The sequence below is a fragment of the Lachnobacterium bovis genome, assembly GCF_900111325.1.
Lineage (GTDB): Bacteria > Bacillota > Clostridia > Lachnospirales > Lachnospiraceae > Roseburia > Roseburia bovis_A.
The window spans coordinates 38,950-59,916 of record NZ_FOGW01000014.1; the positions used below are offsets into that span (position 1 = coordinate 38,950).

Consider the following 20,967-nt stretch of genomic DNA (forward strand, 5'->3'; position numbering starts at 1 on the left):
GGAAATGGTCAGTACCAAAATGGAGCGCAGTACCAAGGAAATGGTCAGTACCAAAATGGAGCACAATACCAAGGAAATGTAAACTACCAATATGGATCAAACTTCCAGCAAGGTGGAGGTTACCAAAATGGTATGTACAATATGCATAATAACATGAGAGAAGCAGGAGATATCATGGCATTAGGTGTTGCATCAATAATAATGTCAATTTGCTTTTTCGCAGTTGTTTCTTTGATATGTGGAATTATAGGTTTGTCTAAAGCAAAAAATGTTGATTCAAATAATCAAGATATGGCTGTTGGAACAAAGGTTAGCAATGGACGTATTTGTTGTGTTATAGGTATTGTTATCAGCAGTCTTAGAATATTATTATTCGTACTTATTGTTCTTCTTGCAATTGCTGAAGGATAGAATTTGTTTTAATTAAAAAGAAAAGATAGTCTTAGAAATATTAATTGTCTGAGTATTTTGTCTTTGAGTAATAGTCTTTTTTTTATATGATAGGTTATGCTATAATATAGTTATTAATACAAATATATGTACGTTTTTATATTTGCGGAAAGGAATCAAAATGATAGATTATAGTACTTTGAACAATGAACAAAAACAAGCTGTTGAGCATACAGAGGGTCCACTATTAATTTTAGCTGGTGCAGGATCAGGTAAAACAAGGGTGTTGACTTACAGAACAGCGTATTTGATTCAGGAAAAAGGTGTCAATCCTTATAATATTTTAGCGATAACATTTACTAATAAAGCTGCGAATGAGATGAAAGAGAGAATTGAGAATATCTCAGGATTAGGTGTTGAATCTGGCGGAGTGTGGGTTTCAACGTTTCATTCAACATGTGTTAGAATACTTCGTAGATATATTGATAGATTAGGATATTCAAATAGTTTTACAATATATGATACAGATGATCAAAAAACATTGATTAAGGATATTATCAAAAAACTTGAAATAAATCCTAAGATATATAAGGATAAAATGTTTTTAAATGCTATTTCGCATGCGAAAGATGAGTTGGTTGGCCCTATGGAGTTTGCCAATATGGCAGGAACAGATCATATAAAAAAGATGCAGGCACAGGTTTATATGGAGTATCAAAGAGCTCTTAGAAACAATAATGCACTTGATTTTGATGATTTACTTTTTAAGACAGTTGAATTATTTAAATTAGATAAAGAAGTTTTAGCAGGTTATCAAGATAGATTCAGATATATCATGGTCGATGAGTATCAAGATACTAATACGTGCCAATTTGAATTTATCAGATTACTTGCTTCTAAATATAAGAATCTTTGTGTTGTAGGTGATGATGATCAGTCTATCTATAAATTTAGAGGGGCTAACATTATGAATATTCTTAATTTCGAAGAGTATTTTCCAGATGCAAGGGTTGTTAAATTAGAGCAAAATTATAGATCAACTCAAAATATTTTGAATGCAGCTAATGCAGTTATTGCTAATAATGTTTCAAGAAAACAAAAATCATTGTGGACTAATAATGATAAAGGTGAAGTACTTAAATTAAAACAGCTTGATACGGCTTATGATGAGGCAACATTTATCTCTAATAGAATTTTATCTAAAGTGAAAAAAGATGGTGCTTCATTTAAAGATTGTGCAATTTTGTACAGAACTAATGCACAATCACGTATCTTAGAAGAAAAATTAATAGCTAATGGAATTCCTTATAAAATTATAGGCGGAATCAATTTCTATGCCAGAAAGGAAATTAAAGATTTACTATCTTACTTGAAAGTTGTTAATAATTCAACAGACGATTTAGCACTTAGAAGAATTATAAATGTGCCAAAACGAGGAATTGGTGCGACTAGCATCGGAAAAGCAGAAACTTTTGCCTATGAAAGTGGAATAGATTTGTACGAAGCTTTAGTTCAATCAGACACTATTGCATCATTAGGAAGAGCATCTTCAAAAATCCAAAATTTTGTCACATTTATACAAGCACTTAAGGCAAAATCTAAGATTATTTCAGTTGAAGAATTATTGAAAACAATCATTGAAGATACAGGCTATGTAGAAGAACTTAAGGCTGAAGGTACGGAAGAAGCAAAAGCACGTATTGAAAATATTGATGAGTTGATTTCTAAAGTGGTAGATTATGAACAAAGTGAAGATGATCCATCCTTAAGTGGATTTCTTGAAAATGTATCTTTAGTTGCAGATATTGATTCTTTAGATTCTTCTAATGATTATGTCGTTTTAATGACTTTACATAGTGCTAAAGGTTTAGAGTTCCCATATGTATTTATAAGTGGAATGGAAGATGGCATTTTCCCAAGTTACATGACAGTTTCTAGTGGTGACCTAGATGAATTAGAAGAGGAAAGACGTTTAGCGTATGTAGGTATAACAAGAGCTAAAAAGGAATTAACTTTAACTGCTGCTAAAATGCGTATGATTAGAGGAGAAACACAGTATAATACTTTATCTAGATTTATTAAAGAAATACCAACAGAGTTTTTAGATGGTGTTTACGAAGAACATAAACCTAAAGAAACACAGAAAACTAATAACACTGCATATAGAAAAGCTAAACAAGCTTTTAAGAGTGTTCCTTGTTATGATCAAAAATCATTTGATACAAGTTCTACTAAATGTAAAACTCTAAATTATGATGTGGGAGATAGAGTCGTTCATATTAAATTTGGAGAAGGCGTTGTAAAGGGAATTGTAGCAGGTGGTAGAGATTATGAAGTGACAGTAGATTTTGACAAATTTGGAACTAAGAAAATGTTTGCAATGTTTGCAAAATTAAAAAAAATATAGTAATTAACTTCTTGCTATGTAATTTTTCTGTTATTAACACGAAATATATGTTATAATTTTCTTATAAGATAGAGTATATGAAAACGAAAAAATATTGAGAAGGAGTGGTGGGATAAAATGAATAAAGTAGAAGAGATACTAAACACAGCTAAACTAAATGAGTTAATCAACAAACCAATTAAAGAAGAGAAAAAGCCTTCTAAAACAGTTGTTATTTTCGCTATAATTGGTGCAGTTGTTGCGATTGCAGCAGCAATTTATGGAGTATATCGTTTCTTCACACCAGATTATCTTGATGATTTTGAAGATGATTTCGAAGATGAATTTGAAGATGATTTTTTCGATGAAGACGATGAACCATTTGAAGATGTAAAATAGATTTAGATATTAACTTTTAGGAGGGCTACTTAGGTAGCCCTTTTTTTTAAGAAAGGATTATAGAAAGATTAATGAAAAAAGGAACCAAAACTCAAGGTATTGTAGAAAGAATTGATTTTCCAAATAAAGGTATTGTTTTTACCGAGGAAGGCGAGAAAGTAATAGTTAAAAATACTATTCCAGGGCAAAAAGTAGAATTTGTTGTAAATAAGGTCAGACGTGGAAAAGCGGAAGGAAGACTAATGGAAGTAGTAGAAAAATCACCATTAGAAGAAGCTTGCGATTGTCCACATTTTGGAATATGTGGAGGTTGCGTATATAAGAGTCTTCCTTACGAAAAACAGTTAGATTTAAAAGTGAATCAGGTAAAAAAATTAGTAGAAGATGCTGTTAAAGATAAATGTGAATATGAATTTTTACCTGCAATTTCAAGTCCATTACAAAATGAATATAGAAATAAGATGGAATTCACATTTGGAGATGAATATTTAGACGGACCTCTTGCTTTAGGAATGCATAAAAGAGGTAGTTTTTATGATATTGTTCCAGTTAAAGAATGTAAAATCATGGACGAAGATTTTAGAACAATCCTTAAAGTTGTTACTAAATATTTTGACGAAAAAGGTGTATCATTTTATCATAGAATGAGACATGAAGGCTATTTAAGACACCTTTTAGTTAGAAAAGCAACTAAAACAGGTGAGATTTTAGTAGATCTTATTACTTCAACTCAAATTGAAAAATTACCAGTTAATGAAAAAGAATTACTAGAAGGCTTTGCTAAAGTATTATTAAAAGAAGAATATAAAGGAACAATTAAGGGTATTTTACATACTAAAAACGATAGTTTAGCTGATGTCGTAAAAGATGAAGGAACAGAGACATTATTTGGAGATAATTTCTTCTATGAAGAGATAATGGGACTTAAGTTCAAAATTTCTCCATTTTCATTTTTCCAAACTAATTCACTTGGAGCAGAAGTGTTATATCAAACAGCAAGAGAATTTATAAGTGATTCTGTTTCAAATGGAGATTCAAAAGATGAGGCTCTTAATGAAGTCCTTTCTGATAAAGTAATATTTGATTTATACAGTGGAACAGGAACAATAGCTCAAATGATGTCACCAGTTGCTCAAAAAGTTGTAGGCGTAGAAATAGTAGAAGAAGCAGTTGAGGCAGCAAAAGATAATGCTAAACTTAACAATATTAATAATTGTGAGTTTATAGCTGGCGATGTTTTGAAAGTTATTGATAATATTGAAGAAAAACCAAATTATATTATTTTAGATCCACCAAGAGATGGAATTCACCCAAAAGCAATTGAAAAAATAATTGATTATGGAGTAGATCACATGGTTTATATTTCTTGTAAACCAACAAGTTTAGCTAGAGATTTAGAAATTTTATTAGCTCGTGGCTATAAAGTGGACAAAATTCGTTGTGTTGATATGTTCCCATTCACAGCCAATATAGAGACCGTTGCGTTGCTACAAAGAGTGAACTAGTAGAAATCCTTGAATTTACGCACTTTTTCGAGCATTGCACGTTTGATAAGACAGATTATTCTGAGCGTGGAAAGGCGCTTAGCTTACAGCATTTCCTGTAAGTTAGGCGTCTTTTTGTTTTGCAACAAGCGGTGCACCTGTGAGTGTTATCGCAAATCTGAAAGAAAGGAGGAACGCCAATGGATTTTGATTATTTTTACGGGAGAGAAACAGAACAGTTTGCATTTTATCAGATTCCTAAAACTCTAATTACGGATGATAAATTTGCAGGAATATCGATGGAAGCAAAAGTACTTTATTCATTGATGTTGGATAGGGCAGCTCTTTCAGCAAAAAATGAATGGCTGGATGAAGATGGCAAGGTATTCATTTATTACACGTTAGAAAAAATAATAGAAGTTGTAAAAGCCCAGTTTATGAAAATGGAAAACAGGAAAATTATTAGTTGCTGAAGCTGCCAGCCAGCGCGTCAAAAAATATTAAAGTACACATAAACAGTGGCTGTTATGATATAATAAAAAAAAACGGTGTTTTGATAAAAAATAAATCAAAAAAGGTACATCTTTATAAATGGAGGGAATATGGAGAGAAAAACATATTGTGACTATCTCAGGGTAATAGCCACATTTGCAGTAGTTCTACTTCATGTATCAGCTTCAAACTGGTACAGTACAGATGTGAACGGATTGCAATGGCAAGCATTTAATTTTTATGACAGTGTAGTGAGGTGGGGAGTTCCTGTTTTTTTGATGATAAGTGGGGCTTTATTTTTGAACAGAGAAGTACCATTAAAGAAAATATATGGCAAATATATTCTTAGAATGGTAATAGCTTTTTATGTATGGAGCCTATTTTATGTAATAATGACTGTAGAAACACTTGAAAACGGAATAATATATGGTATTAAAACACACATGAGAGCTTTGGCATTAGGGCATTATCATATGTGGTTTATAATAATGATTATTGGCATTTATATGTGTATACCATTTTATAAAAGAATAGTAACTGATGATTTTATTATGAAGTATTTTTTGATATTGTCGTTTATATTTTTTTTCATGATTCCATGGACTACTAAATTATTGAACGACTATGTGGTTGGAAATAATGAGCAAATGGCAAAATTGGTTGGTGTTGTGAATTCTTACGTATCAAATAAGAATATGCAAATGGTATTGGGATATTCTTTTTATTTTGTGCTGGGTTATTTCCTTGATATGATTGAATTGAAAAAAAAACAACGTGTAATAGTTTATATTTTAGGAGCCATTGGATTTGCATTTACTGTTGGTGTGGATTTGAATTTGGCATTAAAAACACAGCAACCTTGTGGTAACTATTATGGAAATTTTGATGTTAATATTATGCTTGAAGCTGTGTGTGTTCATACATTGTTTAAGTACCGTGAGTATAAAAGTGAAAAATTTAATTCACTTATTTATATGATTTCAGGGTATACCTTTGGTGCATATCTGATACATGTATTTTTTATTGAAAAGTTTTCGTCTGTTTTAAGCTTTAATGCACTATCATTCAATCCTGTGGTTTCGGTGCCAGTTGTATCATGCGCTGTTCTAGTTTGTGCATTACTTGTATCGGGAATTTTAAATCATATTCCGATAATAAAAAAATATTGTGTATAGATTAGAAAGACAGTGGAATAGTTCACTGTCTTTCTTTTGCAACAATTTCGCGGACAAAGTTTTTGAAAAAACTGAAACAGTTAACAAAATTTTTTAGAGCAAAGGAGAATTATTTTTATGATCTTGTCTACAAAGATTATATTGAAGGGCAAAATGCAAGGAACACTGCCGTCAGACATAAGGAGAGGAACAGGACAATAAAAATCTGGAACTAAAAAATCAAGGTTTTAGAGATAAATAAAATGTATGAAAATTATGTATTTTGGTTCAAATTTGTGACAGGGTATCCGAAAAAAGATGTGATTGATTGTGTGGGGAGGTTATTTTTTATGAAGAAGATTATAGAATTAATTAAAGAAAAAAAATATGAAAATGCAATAGAGATACTTAGTAATAATTTGGCTGATGATTTTTCTGTTGAAAAAGCTATTGAAGGCGCATTTTTAGAAGCACAACTTCAGATGAATGAGGTGTTTGATTTGATTTCAGAGGGAATGAAAATAGATGGTGAAAATTGCATTTTATATTATCTTCTAGGAAATTATTATTTAGAATATAATAAAAATAAGGCACTTTTGTCATATAAAAATGCACGTTATTATTATCATAAACATGGAATAAAAGAGACGGATGTGGCGACAGTGGTTTTTGATAAAGAACCAATAAAAGCAATTGAAGATGCAATATCAGAAGTAAGCGAATGTACAGACGTGAGAGATGTATCAATTGTAGTTATTTCATATAACACACGCGAATACACCCAAAAATGTATTGAAAGTATAAGAGCAACTTGTGATAGTGATGTTGAAATAATAGTTGTTGACAATCATTCCGTAGATGGAAGTCTAGAATGGTTAAAAAATCAAAAGGATATTTTGCTAATAGAAAATCAAGAAAATGTTGGTTTTCCTAAAGGATGTAATCAGGGGATTATGAAGGCAAAAGCAGAAAATGATATCTTTTTGCTTCAGAGTGATACATGTCTTTTGCCAAATTCATTGTTTTATTTAAGACTTGGTTTATATGACAATGATAAAAATGCAATAACAGGAAGTGTAACGAATAATGCAAATAATTATCAAAATATAGATGATCAAAAGATAGACATAGATGATAATGTTGATTGTTTTATCAAATATAATTATCCATTAAATAATCCTTACGAAGATAAATGTTATTTAGAGAGTTTTGCTATATTGATACATAGACCAGCATTAGAAAAAGTTGGCGCTTTAGACGAAAGATTTACATTAGGAAATTATGAAGATAACGATTTAGGATATAGAATGCTAAAAGCAGGATACAGAAATGTGTTGGTACACAACAGTTTTATAGTTCATTATGGTGGTAAAAGTTTTATGAAAATGGCGTCTTCGTATGTTGATTTATTACAAAAAAATAAAAATCTAATGATAGATAAATGGAAATTTGATTTTACCTACTATCAAGCTATTAGATATGACTTGTTAGATTTATTTGATGCTGACAGCGATGATAAAATAAATGTATTAGAAATTGGATGTGGTCTAGGAGAAACATTATCAAGAATAAAGTTTCTGTATCCAAATGCGAAGATATATGGAATAGAGATAGTTGAAGATATTGCAAACTTAGTTCATAAAAAATCAAATATTATTTGTGGAGATATTACAAAGATGACTCTTCCATATGAAAAAAAATATTTTGACTATATCATAATGGGAGATGTTATCGAGCATTTAGCAGATCCGGAAAAAGTATTAGAAATGTTGACGGAGTATCTAGCAGATAATGGAAGGTTTCTTGCTTCGATTCCTAATTTAATGAATGCTAGTGTCATTTATGATTTGTTGCATGGAGAGTTTGAATATCAGGATTCTGGAATATTAGATAGAACGCATTTGCGCTTTTTTACGTATAAAAGTATCATAAGAATGTTCCGTCGTACTGGTTATGAGATTGATAATTTATTCTATAAGAGTCTTACTTTAGGGAGAACAGATAATTATCCGGAGTTTTTTAATCAGTTGCTAAAAATTGAAGGTGTGTGTGATAGAGAAATATTTGATGTTTTTCAATTTTTAGTAAAAGCTAAATTAAAAGAAAAATAATATATATATTTAATAGTTTTAGGGCGGTGGAGTTATGGATGACAAAACGAAAATTAAGGTTAGCATAATAGTTCCTGTATATAATGCAGAAAAAACGTTGATTAAAGCGATTGGTTCGATATTAAAACAGACGTTAGAAGAGATAGAAATAATTTGTGTTAATGACGCATCACATGATAATAGTATAGAGATTTTGAGACAATTAAAAAATATAAGTAATGGAAAAATGATAATCATTGATTCGGATGTTAATATGGGAGCAGGAGGAGCTAGAAATTTAGCACTTGATGTTGCAAGAGGAGAGTATATAGGTTTTGTAGATAGTGACGATTATATAGTTCCCGTAATGTTTGAAAAATTATATAAAGAAGCAAAAAAAGGCGATTATGATATAGTTGATTCGGGATTTTATAAGGAATCTGAAGATGTAGCAATATTATACACATCAGATGAATTAAAAGGAGAACTAAACGGACATAAAAGAAGTGAATTAATAGTAAGTGGAGGATTTTTGTGGTCAAAAATATTTAAGAGAGAATTATTTGAAATTCCTAAACTTCGTATGAGAAAAAATGCAATTTTAGAAGATGCAGATGTATTAACATATTTATTTGCGACGGCAAAAAATATTGGTACCGTAAAGGAAATATTGTATGGTTATGTAGATTCTAATGGATCATTATCCAAAGAGAAAAATGCAATAAAATATTATGATAATGTATATAACGCAATAGATGCAATTTATGAAAAAACGCATAATCTTGAAAATTATAAAGAAATTCAAATGGCGGTAGAGTATGAAATAATACAATTGTATTCATATGGTGTTAATATTTGTATAGCTAATTTAAATCTAATCGATAAAAATGAAGTAAATGATAAAAAAGAGATAAATGCTAAGATTGAAATGGAAGTCCAAAAGAGAAAAGATGTATGCCAAAAAGAAGATTTAAAAAAAGAATGGAATAATCGTTTGAATAAATTAGTAGAATTAAAGAATAAAATTACATGTATTGATATAGAACAAAATATATATGTAAAAAATAAAATAAATAAAGATGATATAGAAATAATGGAAAGTGTGGAAAAAAAGGAGAAATAGTATGAAACATTTAAACATGGATATATATACAGATTTTGAATGTGTAGGAAAAGAATGTAAATTTACTTGTTGTGCTGGATGGGAAATTACGATAGATGACGAAACTTTTAAGATATACGATAATCTACAAGGTGAATTTGGAGAAAAAATAAGAAAAAATATAACAAATGAAAATGGATGTAATATGTTTGTTTTAAACAAAGAAAAAAAATGTCCATTTTTTACAGCTGAAGGTTTATGCGAAATATATTTAAAATTAGGACCAGATAAAATGTGTAATACTTGTCAGGCATATCCAAGAACATGTAAACGTTATGGGGATATGTATTTTTGGTCTATGTATATAGATTGTCCGCATATACTTGATATGCTTATTGATAAGAAAGATATAATATTATATGAATTATCGGAATCATCTAATAATGTTGCAGGAGATAGTTATGATGAAAGCAAAATCGATTGGCAAAAGTTTAATAACTATATTGATGCATTTGTAATAATTAATGATATAATTACAAATCGTGCTGAAACTATTCAAAATAGAATGAAATTAGTTGTTTTTTTTGTAAAACAATTTGATGAATTAGAGGAAACGGAGAAAGTGCAGGAGTTATTAGAATTCTTCAGAGATAAAAATAATTGCAAAGAATTTATTTCAGAATTAGATGGAGTATGCTATTCAGCTGAAAAGGAAAAAGTATTTTTAGAAACGATTTTTAATAATGATAGTATTATAGATGAATTTTTCAAAAACGGAGTAAGAATGCAATATCAGAATGCATTGTTAAAGAACAAAGAAGATTCATTACAAGTTTCTAATTTGTTAGAAAAAGTAGCACAAATTGCTATGTTTAAATATTTTATGGATGGATTTGATAATGGAAATTTAAAAGAATCTTTTAGTTATGCGATTATTTTATATAAAGTTATAGAGTATACAATTAGGTTCTATTATATAACGAGCGGTTTTTTTGATAAAGAAAGTATAATAGAATCAATTGTTAAAGAAGCAAGGGGATTAGAACATACGTATTTAAAAAGATATAAAGTAGCATTGGAAAAATTGAAAGAAAATAATATTTATGATTATGATTCTTTATTAGAAATATTATAGATTTTTATAGTGAGAGGAGTAATTAAATGGATAAGATAATGGTTACTCGTTCATCAATGCCTCCATTTGAAGAATATATAGAAGAAATAAGGGGGTTATGGGATACAAGATGGCTTACTAATATGGGCGAAAAACATGAAAAATTGCGAAAAGAGTTAAAGGAATACCTTAAAGTAGATAATATAGACTTATTAGTCAATGGTCATATGTCGTTAGAGTTATCTATGCAAGCATTGGGGTTAAAAGGTGAAGTTATTACGACACCTTTTACGTTTGCGTCTACTACACATGCAATTGTTAGAAATCATTTGAAACCAGTTTTTTGTGACGTTAAGCCTGAAGATTTTACAATAGATCCGGAAAAAATAGAAGATTTGATAACAGATAGTACATCTGCGATAGTTGCAGTCCATGTGTATGGAAATGTATGTGATATGGAAGCAATTCAAAATATAGCAGATAAGTATGAATTAAAAATAATTTATGATGCTTCACATGCTTTTGGCATTACGGTTGCTGGAAAAGGAATTGGAAGTTTTGGAGATGTATCTACGTTTAGTTTTCATGCAACAAAAGTTTTTAATACAATAGAAGGTGGAGCTGTTTGTTTTCGTGACAAGGAAATAGGAGAAAAAATATATGATTTAAAAAATTTTGGAATACATGGGCCAGAAAAAGTAGATGCGGTTGGTGCTAACGCAAAATTAAATGAATTTTGTGCAGCAATGGGGTTGTGTAATTTAAGACATGTTGATGAAGAAATTGAAAAAAGAAAAAAAGTTGCACAAAGATATAGACGTAATTTAGAGGGTGTAAGAGGGATAAAAATTAATCCAATTAAAGAAGGAGTAGTTAATAATTATCCATATTTTCCGGTAATTTTTGATGAAAAAATATATGGAGCTAGTCGAAATCAAATTGTTGCTGAGTTAGAAAAAAATGGGATATTTGCAAGAAAATATTTTTATCCTATAACGAACACATTTGATTGTTATTATGGGGAATACAATCCGCTTGATACACCAATAGCACTTCATTTAAGTAAAAGAGTTATAACATTGCCGATGTATGCAGATTTACAAGAAGAAGTTGTAGATAGAATATGCGAAATTGTATTAAGTTGTAGAACATAAAAAATTTAGAAATATAAAAATTAGGGAAGTATTGCATATGTAAAGTTAAAACTAATAATTAATGGAGATGCTATATGGAAAATTTTAATGAAAAAATGGAAAGATTATTAGAAGAATTAATAGAAGGTGTCGAAAACGGAGTTTTTTCAACATATGAAAACGATTTAAGTCAATATAGATGGGAACATTTAATGGCATTATATTTACTGAGTCCAATTTTAGAAGGAGGAAGCGAATATCATCGTAAAATATATGATGTTGTGATAAACTCTGCGTTATTTCATATTAGAAGAAAAGCACAAAAAGGAGAAATAATAAAAGTATTATTCTTGTGCTATTCAGCTGCTCAATGGCCGGCAGGCGAAGTATATAAAAGGTTAAAAGAAGATAGTAGATATGATGTAAAAGTTATGGTGCCATTTTTAGAAGATAGAGATAATGAGGGAAGTATTGATATCTATAAACAAACGAGTGAATGGTTCAAAGACAATGGATATGATGTAATAGAAGGTTATGATTTAGAAAATAATAAAGTAATAAGTCTAGAGGAAATAAATTATGTACCAGACGTTTTATATATGGTAACAACTTGGTATGAAGCAATGCCTAAAGAACAACAATTTCTAATGTTGTCACTAAATACTATAGTTGGGTTTATTGATTATGGAATAAAAATTATAGACAATGAAAATCATACATATATGGAGCAATATTTATATACAAAAAATTTAACAAATGTATGTTGGAGAGTGTATTGTAACTTGGTGTATGAAGTGGAGAAATTTAAAGAGTATAATATTTTAAAAGGAATAAATACTGTATTTTCAGGATATCCAAAAATGGATTATTTTTATAAAAAATTAAATTTTTCAGAAGAAGAAATAAAAAAAATATGGAAAATTCCTCAGAATAAAAAAATAAATGAAGTAAAAAAAATAATTATTGCACCTCATTTTAGTGTGGGTGATGATGTGGTACTTAAATTCTCAACTTTTAAAAGTAACATGTGGTACTGGATATATTTGATGAAAAAATACGCGAATATTAGCTTTGTATTTAAGCCCCATCCAAATTTAAGAACGGCAGCAGTTAATGAAAAAATATTTAATACATATGAAGAGTATGATGATTATATCAAAAAAATTGACTCACTTCCAAATGCTAAGGTGGTGACTGAATCTAGTTATTTAGAATATTTTGCAACTTCAGATTCACTTATATTTGATTCATGTTCTTTTTTGGCAGAGTACATGTATGTAAAAAAGCCTGCTTTGTTTTTAAGGAGAAAAGAACAAAATTTTTTACAATTGGGACAAAAAGTATTAGAGACATATTATGAGGCTAATGGAGAAGACTATTATGCAATTGAAAACTTTATAAAAGATGTAGTATTAGGTGAAAAAGACACATTAAAAGAAAAGAGACAAAAGATATTTAATGAATACTTTGATTACAAAAAAATCAATAAAAAACTAGCATCAGAAACAATTTGTGATGATTTAAATTTTACTATTTTTGAACGTTGACATGGTGAGTGTTAAAGCATAGAATTATATTAAAATATTAGGAGATAATCCTAAGGAAAGAAGGAAAAAAATGGAAAGAGTAGCAAAATTTTTAAAGGATGCGGACACATATTATTTAGCAACAGTGGAAAAAGATCAACCAAGAGTTAGACCATTTGGAACAGTGAATATTTTCGAAGGAAAATTGTATATTCAAACAGGAAAAGCTAAAGATGTATCAAAACAAATTCACGCAAATCCCAAATTTGAAATTTGTGCATTTAAAAACGGTGAATGGTTACGTGTAGCTGGTGAATTAGTAGAAGATGATAGAGTTGAAGCTCGTCAGTCAATGTTAGATGCATATCCATCACTCAAAAATATGTATTCAGTTGATGATGGAAATACAGAAGTATTTTATATAAAAAATGCAGTTGCAACATTTTCTTCATTCACAAAAGAACCAGAAGTTGTAAAATTCTAGTAGAGATTTCGAAAAACCAGTATATTTTTTAAAAAAAATTCTACTATTCCTATAGAAATACTATTATATGTGAAAATTATTACTAGTAATAAAAAAGAAAAATTATTACCTTAAAAAAATAGTTGTTATAATATAACATATAAAAAAGGTAGGAATTTAAAAATAACAAATAATTTTAATAGTAAAAAATATAATAGTAAGAAATAGGAGTGATGAAAAATGAAAAAAGGAATCAATACACGATGTTTACACATAGATGAAAACGAAGAAAATTTTGAAAATTATGGATCTATAAGTTATCCAATTTATCAGACTGCAACCTATGCACATCAAGGTATTGGTAAAAGTACAGGATATGATTATACTAGATTGCAAAATCCAACACGCAATCAACTTGAAAAAGTAGTTGCAAATTTAGAGGAAGGATTAGATGCGTTTGCACTATCAAGTGGAATGGCTGCAATTACACTTTTGATGGAATTATTTAAGCCTAATGATCATTTGATTGTAGAATCAGATTTATACGGAGGAAGCATTAGATTATTTGATAATATATCTAAGAAAAATGGAATTGATTTTACATATTTAGATTGTACAACAGATGATATAGAAAAGCACATAAAAGAGAATACAAAAGCAATTTATATTGAAACTCCAACAAATCCAATGATGAATGTATCTGATATAAATAAAATATCTAAGATTGCAAAAAAACATAATTGTATTTTGATAGTTGACAATACATTTTTAACACCTTATTTTCAAAATCCATTAAATCTAGGTGCAGATGTTGTTGTTCATAGTGGAACAAAATTTTTAGGTGGTCATAATGATACACTTGCTGGATTTCTTGTAACAAATAATGAAGAAATTCAAGAAAAGCTTAGATTTTTGATAAAAACAACAGGTGCAGGACTTGCGCCGTTTGATTGTTGGTTGATTTTAAGAGGAATAAAAACATTAGGAATTCGTATGGAAAAATCACAGCAAAATGCTATTGATATTGCAAATTTCCTAAAAGAACAGGATGTTGTTACAGACGTCTTTTATCCAGGTCTACCTGAGCATAAAGGGTATGATATCATTAAAAAACAAGCAAGAGGATTTGGAGCAATGCTTACATTTAACGTCGATTCTAAAGAACATGCATATGAAATCTTAGAAAAAGTTAGAATGATTAAGTTCGCAGAAAGTTTAGGAGGAGTAGAAACACTTATAACTTATCCAACAACTCAAACTCATGCTGATGTACCAGAAGAAAAAAGATTAAAAAACGGAATAACACCTAGAACTCTTCGACTTTCAGTTGGAATAGAGGATTCTAAAGATTTAATTGATGAACTAAAAAATGTTTTTAAAAGCTTATCATAAAAAGGACAAGTGTTTTGGATGGTTATCGTAATTTTTATGAAATTACAGGATTGAATTCGAAGGGAAAAAGAGGTGTAAAAATGGAACGTAATTTAGATTTTGACAGAATAATAAATAGAAAAGATACGGATTGTTTAAAATACGATTTCGCAAAAAGACGAAATATGCCAGAAGATGTTTTACCTTTTTGGGTGGCAGATATGGATTTTCCCACAACGTCTTATGTCGAAGATGCTTTGATTGAAAGAGCAAAACACGGTATATTTGGATATAGTGAGGTTGGAGAAGAATACTTTAGTGCCCTTTCCACCTGGATGAAGGAAAAGCACAATTGGGTTGTAAAAAGAGAATGGCTGATAAAAACACCAGGAGTTGTGTATGCTCTTGCTACAGCAATAAAAGCTTTTACAAACGAAGGTGATTGTGTTTTGATTCAACAGCCTGTTTATTATCCATTTTCAGAAGTGATTAAAGACAACAAAAGAAAAATCATTAGCAACGATTTGTACTTAGGTGAGGACAATAAGTATCATATAGATTTTGATGATTTTGAAACAAAGATAATTTCAAATAAGATTAAATTATTTATTTTGTGTAGTCCACATAATCCAGTAGGTAGAGTATGGACTAAAGATGAGCTTCTAAAAATGGGAGATATATGCTTGAAACATGGAGTAATCGTTGTAAGTGACGAGATTCATAATGATTTTGATTATGAAAACAGACATATAGTTTTTTCGACTTTAAGAAAAGAGTACGAAGACAACACAATTGTCTGCACATCGCCAAGTAAGACCTTTAACTTAGCAAGTATGCTTATCTCGAATATTTTTATACCAAATAGAAAAAACAGACAATTATTTAGAAAACAGGTGGAAGCATCAGGAATAAGTCAGTTGAGTATTCTTGGATTGGTTGCAACACAAGCCGCTTATGAAAAAGGAAATGAGTGGTATGATGCAATGATTAATTATGTAAAAGATAACATAGCTTTTGTAAAAAATTATGTAAAAACAAATATGCCAAATGTTAAGATGATAGATATAGAAGGAACATACTTGGTATGGCTTGATTTTACCCAAACAGGAATAGATGTAGATGAATTGGATAGACGAATAATATATGAAGCAAAATTGTGGTTAGATAGCGGAAAAATTTTTGGTAAAAGTGGACAAGGATTTCAAAGAATAAATGTTGCTTGCCCAAGAACTTTATTAGAAGAAGCAATGAATCGCATAAAAAGTATATTATAAAAAACAAACTATAAAAACACAAAAATATATTATGAAAAACAAACTATAAAAACACAAAAAGTACAATAAATATATCAAAAACTTTATAAATATAGAACTCAAATATATATGTATAGCTAATATAGTAGAGGTTCAAGAAAATAAGAGGACGAGTATATGACAGTATTACAATTGAAATATGTTATTACGATTGCTAATTCATCGTCTATGAGAGAGGCTGCGAGCAAATTATATGTTTCACAGCCTGCTCTTTCTGCAACGATAAGAGAGTTAGAATCGGAATTAAATATAAAAATTTTTGAGAGAAGTAACAAGGGAATAGTTGTTACAGAACAAGGTAGAGAATTTTTGAGCTATGCAAAACAAGCTGTAAGTCAGTATGAAATTATAGAAGATAGATACATTAGTAGTCCAGACAAGAAAAAACATTTTTCCGTATCAATGCAGCATTATGTTTTTGGAATTCATGCTTTTGTAAAGGCAATAAAAAAATTAGATTATCCAAGTTATAATTATTCGGTTTACGAAACAAGAACAGATGAGGTTTTATCAGACGTTAGAACACAAAAAAGCGAAATAGGAATTATTGCATATACAAAAAGTAACGAGGCTGTAATAAAAAAATTATTCAGAGAATTTAATTTGGAATTTTTCCCACTATTTCATAAAGAATCTTGCGCGTATGTATGGAAAAAACATCCTTTAGCAGATAGAAAAGAGTTATCATTAGATGATTTAAAAGATTATCCGTTTGTATCATTCGATCAAAGTAGTGAAAATTCATTTTATTTATCAGAGGAACCACTTAGCGATTATGATTTTTCAAAAATAATAAAATCAACAGATAGAGCAACTTCGGCAGAAATTATGGCTACATTAAATGGTTACTCTATAGGAACAGGTGCTATGACAAAAAGTTTATCACTAAAAGATGAGTTTATAAGTATTAAACTTAAAGAACAAGATCCTGTTACAGTTGGTTATATTTTGAAGAAAAATCATAAATTGAGTGAAATAGGAAGAATTTATATAGAGGAGTTAAAAAAGATTTCTTAAATAAAAAGATATCTTAATGAGAGTAAAAAATGTTTACATAAAATAAGAGTTAAAAGGTTTGCTTAAATTACATTTGTGATAAGAAAAAATTGTGATAAGAAAATATAAAAAAATATGCAGTTGCGATAAGAAAATATAAAAAAATATGCAGTTGCGATAAGCAAAATTTATCACAAACAATAAATTTTAGAAACTTTTAAAGTTTATAGTTAAGTGCTATGATATATCTAACATAACAAACGAAGAAAAACGCAATCAAATTTGTGAATGACTTCAAACATAAAACGGACATATTAAGGAGGAATAAATTATGGGAAAAATCATAGAAAGTTCATTAGAATTAATCGGAGGAACACCTTTATTAAAAGCAGATAGATATGCAAGTAAAAGTGATGTAACAGAAGCTACTATTCTTACAAAATTAGAATATCTTAATCCAGCAGGATCTGTTAAAGATAGAATAGCACTTGCAATGATAGAAGATGCAGAAGAAAAAGGGATTCTTAAACCAGGAGCAACAATTATTGAACCTACAAGTGGTAATACAGGTATTGGTCTTGCAGCAGTTGCAACAGCAAAGGGGTATAGAGCAATCCTTACATTACCAGATACAATGAGTGTAGAAAGAAGAAATTTATTAAAAGCTTATGGCGCAGAACTTGTTTTGACAGAAGGTGCTAAAGGTATGAAAGGTGCAATTGCTAGAGCCAATGAATTAAAAGAAGAAATTGAAGGCTCAGTAATATTAGGTCAATTCGTCAATCCAGCCAATCCAGAAGTACATAAGAGAACAACAGGTCCAGAAATTTGGGAGCAAACAGACGGAAAAGTTGATATTTTTGTAGCAGGTGTAGGTACAGGCGGAACAATCACAGGTGTTGGTGAATACTTAAAAGAACAGAATCCAGATGTAAAAATTGTTGCAGTTGAGCCAGCTACTAGCCCAGTATTATCAACTGGAAAATCGGGAGCACATAAGATTCAGGGTATTGGCGCAGGATTTGTGCCAGATGTCTTAAATACACAGATATATGATGAAATAATTACAATCGAAAATGAAGATGCATTTGAAGAAGGTAGAGCCTTTGCAACATCAGAAGGAATTTTAGTAGGTATTTCATCAGGAGCAGCACTTAAAGCAGCTCAAATTCTTGCTAAGAGAGAAGAAAACAAGGGCAAAGTTATTGTAGCTTTATTACCAGACTCAGGAGATAGATATTTATCAACAGCATTATTTAATAACTAAAGTTAGATAATAGCTTAAACCATAAATAATAAAAGCCATAAATCGCTAATCTTATTCCTAAAAAAACGTCACATACAACAAAATGTTTCGGATAAGAAAATAAAGTTTTGTGTTATTGACCAATAAAAGTAGTATAATAATAAAAAATGACAAAAAATTAACAATGTGTTGTTTTTTGTCATTTTTAGTAATGAAGGAATAAGAGGAGATAATATGAAATATCAGAAATTATTTGATCCAATTAAAATTGGTAATCTAGAAATTAAAAACAGATATGCAATGGCTCCAATGGGACCTTTAGGTCTTGGAGATTGCGAAGGTGGATGGAACGACAGGGGAATCGACTACTATACAAGACGTGCTAAAGGTGGAATCGGTTTGATTATAACTGGTGTAACTTTTTCCGACACAGAAGTAGAAAAACCATCCTTTCCCAATACACCAAATAGTACATACAACCCAGTACAATTTGTAAGAACAAGTAGAGAAATGACAGAACGTGTACATGCATATGGTGCTAAGATTTTCTTGCAAATGAGTGGTGGATTTGGTCGTGTAACAATTCCAACTAACTTAGGAGAATTTCCTCCTGTATCAGCATCAGCTGTACCACATAGATGGCTTGATAAAACATGTCGTCCACTTACAGTTGAAGAAATTCATGGAATCGTAAAAAGTTTTGGTAAAGGAGCTTATAACGCCAAAAGAGCAGGATTTGATGGTATAGAAATTCATGCTGTACATGAGGGTTATTTAATTGATCAATTTGCTATTTCATTTTTCAATCAAAGAACAGATGAATATGGTGGAAGCTTAGAGAATCGTTTGCGTTTTGCAAAAGAAATAAGAGAAGAAATTGCAAGAACATGTGGACCTGATTTTCCAGTTGCTTTACGTTTTTCATTAAAGAGTATGATTAAAGACTTTAGAGAAGGCGCACTTCCAGGCGAAGAGTTCGAAGAAAAAGGTAGAGATATCGAAGAAGGAATTGAGGCTGCTAAACTTCTTGAAAAATTCGGATATGATGCGTTAGATGTAGATGCTGGAACATATGATGCATGGTGGTGGAACCATCCACCAATGTATATGGAAAAGGCTCCATATAAAGAATTCGCCAGAATTACAAAAGAGAATGTAAATATTCCAGTAATCATGGCAGGTCGTGTGGATAATCCTGATACAGCAACAGAGTGCCTTGAAAATGATGTCTGTGATATGATCAGCTTAGGACGTCCAACACTTGCAGATCCGGACATTGTAAATAAAATTAGACTAAATCAGTTGAGTAAAATCCGTCCATGTATCAGCTGCCAAGAAGGATGTATGGGACGTATTCAGACATACTCATTAATTAACTGCGCTGTTAATCCACAAACTGGCAGGGAAAGATTAACAGAATATACACCTATCACAAAGAAGAAAAAAGTTCTTGTTGTTGGTGGTGGAGTAGCAGGTTGCGAAGCAGCTAGAGTGTTAGCTGAAAGAGGCCACGAGCCAGTTGTTTATGAAGCTAGTTCACAGTTAGGTGGCAACTTGATTCCAGGTGGAGCACCTAAGTTTAAAGAAGATGATTTGGCTCTTGCAAAATGGTATGAAGATGAACTTAATAGGTTGAACGTAGAAGTTCATTTGAATACAAAAGCTTCTAAAGAAACTATTTTAGATAATAAATATGATGCAGTTATTATGGCAACAGGTTCAAGACCTAAAATGTTTAAACTAGGTGATGATGATAAAGTTTATTCAGCTGAACAAGTTCTTTTAGGACAAAAAGATGTGGGAGAAGAAACAGTTGTTGTCGGTGGTGGCTTAGTTGGCTGCGAACTTGCATTAGATTTAGCTCAAAAAGGCAAAAAAGTAACAATTGTAGAAGCATTAGATAAAATTATGGCTGTAAATGGACCATTATGTAGTGCAAATAAAGAAATGCTAGAGCGATTAATCGAGTATAATGGAATCGAAGTATGCTGCAATGCTAAGGTTACAGAATACAAAGATGGTAAACTAAAAGCAGAGTTAAAAGATGACCAAAAAGAGATACCAGCAGACAGTGTTGTTCTTTGTGTAGGTTATTCAAGTGAAAATACTCTCTATAATGAAGTGAAAAATGAAGTTGAAGAAATCTACTTATTAGGTGATGCAAGACAGGTTTCAAATATTATGTACGCAATCTGGGATGCTTTTGAAGTAGCAAACCATATATAAAAGAAATTGTTCCCATTAGCTAGAATATTTTCTGACTAATGGGAATTTATTTGATTTTACTGCGCTTTACTAGAATTTCTGA

General features: G+C 30.2%; 17 protein-coding genes. All 17 read left to right on the plus strand.

Going from position 1 to position 20,967, the window contains the following annotated elements; translation table 11 throughout:
* Positions 1-411: hypothetical protein (locus tag BMY79_RS07390; RefSeq protein WP_074730685.1), on the plus strand; the 411-nt coding region annotated here is incomplete at its 5' end.
* A gap of 160 nt (positions 412-571) precedes the next feature.
* A complete protein-coding gene (pcrA, locus tag BMY79_RS07395; protein WP_022750476.1) occupies positions 572-2,797 on the plus strand; it encodes a DNA helicase PcrA in 2,226 nt (741 codons plus the stop codon).
* A 117-nt stretch (positions 2,798-2,914) separates the two neighbouring features.
* Positions 2,915-3,175, plus strand: coding sequence for a hypothetical protein (locus BMY79_RS07400; RefSeq protein WP_022750477.1), 261 nt, complete (start codon positions 2,915-2,917; stop codon positions 3,173-3,175).
* Positions 3,176-3,246: 71 nt separating this feature from the next.
* Positions 3,247-4,680, plus strand: coding sequence for a 23S rRNA (uracil(1939)-C(5))-methyltransferase RlmD (rlmD, locus tag BMY79_RS07405; RefSeq protein ID WP_022750479.1), 1,434 nt, complete (start codon positions 3,247-3,249; stop codon positions 4,678-4,680).
* Between the two features lie 179 nt (positions 4,681-4,859).
* Positions 4,860-5,132: a replication initiator protein A gene (locus BMY79_RS07410; protein WP_051532816.1), complete on the plus strand. Its 273-nt coding sequence runs from the start codon at positions 4,860-4,862 to the stop codon at positions 5,130-5,132.
* Between the two features lie 129 nt (positions 5,133-5,261).
* Entirely contained in the window at positions 5,262-6,326 is a 1,065-nt protein-coding gene (locus BMY79_RS07415; protein WP_022748977.1) for an acyltransferase, read from the plus strand.
* Positions 6,327-6,655: 329 nt separating this feature from the next.
* Positions 6,656-8,416 (plus strand): bifunctional glycosyltransferase family 2 protein/class I SAM-dependent methyltransferase, encoded by a 1,761-nt coding sequence (locus tag BMY79_RS07420; protein WP_177176428.1) that lies wholly within the window; start codon positions 6,656-6,658, stop codon positions 8,414-8,416.
* Between the two features lie 34 nt (positions 8,417-8,450).
* On the plus strand, positions 8,451-9,518 hold the full coding sequence (locus BMY79_RS07425) for a glycosyltransferase family 2 protein (RefSeq protein ID WP_074730686.1): 1,068 nt from the start codon (positions 8,451-8,453) through the stop codon (positions 9,516-9,518).
* Position 9,519: 1 nt separating this feature from the next.
* A complete protein-coding gene (gene fliB, locus BMY79_RS07430; RefSeq protein ID WP_074730687.1) occupies positions 9,520-10,632 on the plus strand; it encodes a flagellin lysine-N-methylase in 1,113 nt (370 codons plus the stop codon).
* 26 nt (positions 10,633-10,658) lie between these two features.
* Positions 10,659-11,765 carry a DegT/DnrJ/EryC1/StrS family aminotransferase gene (locus tag BMY79_RS07435; protein WP_022748974.1) on the plus strand — a complete coding sequence of 369 codons (1,107 nt, stop codon included), beginning with the start codon at positions 10,659-10,661 and terminating at the stop codon, positions 11,763-11,765.
* A gap of 74 nt (positions 11,766-11,839) precedes the next feature.
* A complete protein-coding gene (locus BMY79_RS07440; protein WP_074730688.1) occupies positions 11,840-13,291 on the plus strand; it encodes a CDP-glycerol glycerophosphotransferase family protein in 1,452 nt (483 codons plus the stop codon).
* A 70-nt stretch (positions 13,292-13,361) separates the two neighbouring features.
* The gene (locus BMY79_RS07445; RefSeq protein ID WP_074730689.1) at positions 13,362-13,754 is read left to right on the plus strand and encodes a pyridoxamine 5'-phosphate oxidase family protein; all 393 of its coding nucleotides are present in this window, start codon (positions 13,362-13,364) and stop codon (positions 13,752-13,754) included.
* A 219-nt stretch (positions 13,755-13,973) separates the two neighbouring features.
* Entirely contained in the window at positions 13,974-15,125 is a 1,152-nt protein-coding gene (locus tag BMY79_RS07450) for a trans-sulfuration enzyme family protein (RefSeq protein ID WP_074730690.1), read from the plus strand.
* 80 nt (positions 15,126-15,205) lie between these two features.
* Complete coding sequence (locus tag BMY79_RS07455; protein WP_074730699.1) at positions 15,206-16,378, plus strand: MalY/PatB family protein; 1,173 nt, start codon at positions 15,206-15,208, stop codon at positions 16,376-16,378.
* Between the two features lie 156 nt (positions 16,379-16,534).
* A complete protein-coding gene (locus tag BMY79_RS07460; protein ID WP_074730691.1) occupies positions 16,535-17,434 on the plus strand; it encodes a LysR family transcriptional regulator in 900 nt (299 codons plus the stop codon).
* A gap of 310 nt (positions 17,435-17,744) precedes the next feature.
* Complete coding sequence (cysK, locus tag BMY79_RS07465; RefSeq protein WP_022748966.1) at positions 17,745-18,680, plus strand: cysteine synthase A; 936 nt, start codon at positions 17,745-17,747, stop codon at positions 18,678-18,680.
* Positions 18,681-18,893: 213 nt separating this feature from the next.
* On the plus strand, positions 18,894-20,885 hold the full coding sequence (locus BMY79_RS07470; protein WP_022748965.1) for an oxidoreductase: 1,992 nt from the start codon (positions 18,894-18,896) through the stop codon (positions 20,883-20,885).
* The last annotated feature ends 82 nt before the right edge of the window (positions 20,886-20,967 follow it).